The sequence below is a fragment of the Streptomyces sp. 8P21H-1 genome (assembly GCF_013302945.1).
Genome location: NZ_JABTYA010000077.1, coordinates 303 through 3,525, shown reverse-complemented (window position 1 = coordinate 3,525; position 3,223 = coordinate 303). Strand labels below are relative to the sequence as shown.

2 protein-coding genes and 1 pseudogene are annotated in these 3,223 nt (G+C 73.5%); all 3 read right to left on the bottom strand.

Annotated features, from left to right (window positions below; all coding sequences use genetic code 11):
* Positions 1–227 (bottom strand): annotated as a pseudogene (locus HO151_RS07175) (LytR family transcriptional regulator); the annotation flags it as partial.
* Between the two features lie 258 nt (positions 228–485).
* On the bottom strand, positions 486–1,784 hold the full coding sequence (locus tag HO151_RS01560) for an LCP family protein (RefSeq protein ID WP_173894340.1): 1,299 nt from the start codon (positions 1,782–1,784) through the stop codon (positions 486–488).
* A 151-nt stretch (positions 1,785–1,935) separates the two neighbouring features.
* Positions 1,936–2,691, bottom strand: a complete 756-nt coding sequence (locus HO151_RS01555; protein ID WP_173894339.1) for a TIGR03089 family protein — start codon at positions 2,689–2,691, stop codon at positions 1,936–1,938.
* Positions 2,692–3,223: the final 532 nt, after the last annotated feature.

The window sequence follows — 3,223 nt, the reverse complement described above, 5'->3', positions numbered from 1 at the left end:
ACGACGGGGTCCGGCGCCTCGGGTGCGCCCTTGCGCTCCCGCGCGGGAGCGGTGCGCCCGCGCGATGGCGCGGCGGCGCCCGTCTTCCTGCGGGAGCGGGGCCCCGGGACCGTCGACTGCGGTCCGGAAGCCTGCAGTCGCAGTTCGTAGTCGCCGGTGTCCGGGTTCAGTACCCACTGGTCTGCGGGGTCGATGTCGTCCGCCCGCCCACGGCCTTGCGCGTCCACGGTTGCTCGAGTCCTCCGTCGGGGCCACGCGGCGTCTTTCCCCCTCAGAAGACGCTCGTCAGTCGGTCCAACCGGCGCGCGACCCACGAGCGCAACTCGTGGCGCAGGCGCACCGGATCGCTCACACTATCCGCCCAGTTCGGCGTCAAGCGACGACGGTGACAAATTCCACGTCCCTACAAGCGGGCAATCCACCCAATTCTTTGGACGCGTGTTCCCTCTCTTGGTGTTCCCTTTACCCGCCGACCGGTTTCGGCGCTAGCCGCACACGTCCTCGGCGGCCGTGTTGCCCCGGAAGGTCGGCGCGGGACTCGGCGCGGGCGCGGGATCGTCCGGCCGTTTCCGGCCCGGTCTGCCGTCCTCGGCGTACGAGGGGCCCGTGCGCTCCGGCCGGTCCCGCTCGAATTCGTACGAGTAGCCGTGCCCGTCCGGGACGCCGGCCGGCTCCGCGTCACGCCTCTCCGCGTCACGTCTCTCCGTGCCGGGATCCCGCGGAACCTCCCCGGCGACCTCCAGCGGAGCGTCCTGGCGCAGCCGTTCGAAGAGCTTCTCCGCCTCGGGTTCCACGAGCTGGTCGCGATCGCTGTCCCGGGCGTACGACTCCCTCGGCACGGTGAGGAACTGCACCCGTTCGGTGGGGATCGTGCGCATGCCGCGGACCAGGTCGTACAGGCCCCGCAGGTTCGCCAGCCCGGGATCGGTGGTCAGCGCGGACGTCGCCGCGTCCAGCACGGGGTAGAGCCTCGACGGGTTCAGCAGTACGTCGTTGCTGCGCACCTTGTTGACGAGGGCACCCAGGAAGCGCTGCTGGCGCTCCATCCGGCCGGTGTCGCTGCCGTCGCCGACGGTCTTGCGGACGCGCACGTAACCGAGGGCCTGCTCACCGTCGAGCCGCACCTTGCCAGCGGGCAGCCGCAGCCTGGCGGCCGGGTCGTCGATCGGCTCCCTCAGGCACACCTCGACGCCGTCGACGGCGTCGACCATGTCCTTGAACCCGTGGAAGTCCACCACCATGTGATGGTCGACGCGCACGCCGGTCAGCTTCTCGACCGTACGGATCGTGCAGGCCGGACCGCCGCTCTGGAAGGCGTGGTTGAACATCGAGAACACGGGTCCGGTGCGGTCGCCGTCCGGCCCCCGGCAGCTCGGTATGTCCACCATCAGGTCGCGGGGGAGCGAGACGGCGGTCGCGCTGCGCCGGTTCGCCGCGAGGTGCAGCAGGATCGTGGTGTCGGAGCGCTCGGTGCCGGAGTCCCTCCCGTACTTGCGGTTGCCGCGCCCGGACCGCGAGTCCGACCCGATCAGCAGGATGTTCTGCGCGTCGCGCACCAGCGCGGTGGGCCGCTCCCTCTCGTACCGGGCGAGTTCGGCGGCCGTCCCGTCGTCGGAGGTGATGTTGGCGTCCAGCTTCTCGTAGACCGCCCACCCGGCTCCCGCGGCGCCCACGAGGGCCACGGCGGCCCCGAGCCCCGTGCGGCGCAGCCACCGCCGGCGACGGCGCCGCTCACCACCGGCCCCGGATCCGGCCCCGTGTGTCCTTCCGGTCCCGCCAGCCATGCTCCACCCCTCCCTCCGCCACCGTCCGAACCTGCTCGGACCTGCCCCTACGACCATGACGCGGCCGGGCGCGGAGGGCTTCAGGGGCTGGACCGAACGGGGGAGGCGGGCGCCGGGCGGGTGCCGGGCGGGCGCCGGGCGGGTGAACGCCTCAGCGGGCCGTCGAAGTGACCCGTTCGCTCTCGATGCGCTTGGCCAGCGCATCCTCCCCGAGCTGTTCGAGATGGCGGCACAGGACCACGGACCCGCCGGCGGCCAGCGGGGCGTAGAGCCCGGCACTCAGTCCGTCCCACGTGTCGTAGGAGAGCGCCGACAGCAGCCGCGCCGTCGGTCCCACCAGGTCGAACCGCCCCGCGTCCCCGCGGGCCCGCTCGACCACCTCCGCCCCGCTCAGCTGGGCCCCCGCCACGACCAGGGCCGCGCCTTCCGGGTCCACCACGCCGTACGGCCGGAAGACGTCCCCCTGCCCCGGTACCTCGACGGCGTAGTCGACGTATCCGGACGGCACCTGGGCGAAGCGCCGCCCCAGGGGCGCGAGGGACAGGGCCACCCGCTCCCCGCCGCACGCGAGCCCCGCCTCGAACTGCCCCGGCCCGGCGACCACATGATCGGCCGAGCCGGCGTCACCCCCGACGTCCGCCACCACGCCCACGGAGGAGCACGCGAGCAGCCACACGGCCGTCTGCCAGTGCGCGGGCAGCAGCAGCGCCACCCGCTCACCGGGCTCGGCGCCCAGTTCGCCCTGGAGCAGATTCGCGGTCTTGGCCACCCAATTGGCGAAGGTGGCCACGGACAGTTCGACACGTTCGCCCGTGGCGTCGTCGTAGAAGGTCACGAGGGGGCGCGCCGGATCCGTGGCGAGCGCGGATCGCAGCAGGTCGGCAGGGGTGCGGTCGGTGGCGTTCACGGGACGCAAGCGTACGCGGGCAACCGTCCGCGCGGGGCGCCCCGGAGCACCGGTTCGGCCGAAAAGACCGACGGGTCGTCACATCCTGGATGGACAGGTAAGTCCTGCTATGTCCAGGATCAGGGGCATGCGCGGACACCTTGCTTCCTCGATCGCCGTCACCTGTGCGGCCGCCCTGGCCCTTCCGCTGACGCTGTCCTCGGAGGCCACGGCCACACCCCCGGCGGCCGAGCGGCCGACCGCCGGCAGTCCGGCCCCCGGACGAACCGCTCCGGACGACCGGACACCCGACACCCCGGCCTCCGGCGTCCCGGTGCCCGGGGGACGGACATCCGACATCCCGGCGTCCGGCGTCCCGGTGCCCGGGGGACGGACATCCGGCGCCCCGGCGTCCGGCGTCCCGGTGCCGGACGGCCGGACACCTGGCGCCCCGGTAACCGGCGGCCGGGCACCCGACGGGCGGACATCCGACGTCCCGGTGCCGGACGGCCGGACCTCCGGCGTCCCGGTGTCCGGCGGGGGGACACCTGGT

Bases quoted from the DNA above. Each gene is read 5' to 3' on its own strand.
- HO151_RS01560 (WP_173894340.1), bottom strand. From the start codon at position 1,784: ATGGCTGGCGGGACCGGAAGGACACACGGGGCCGGATCCGGGGCCGGT.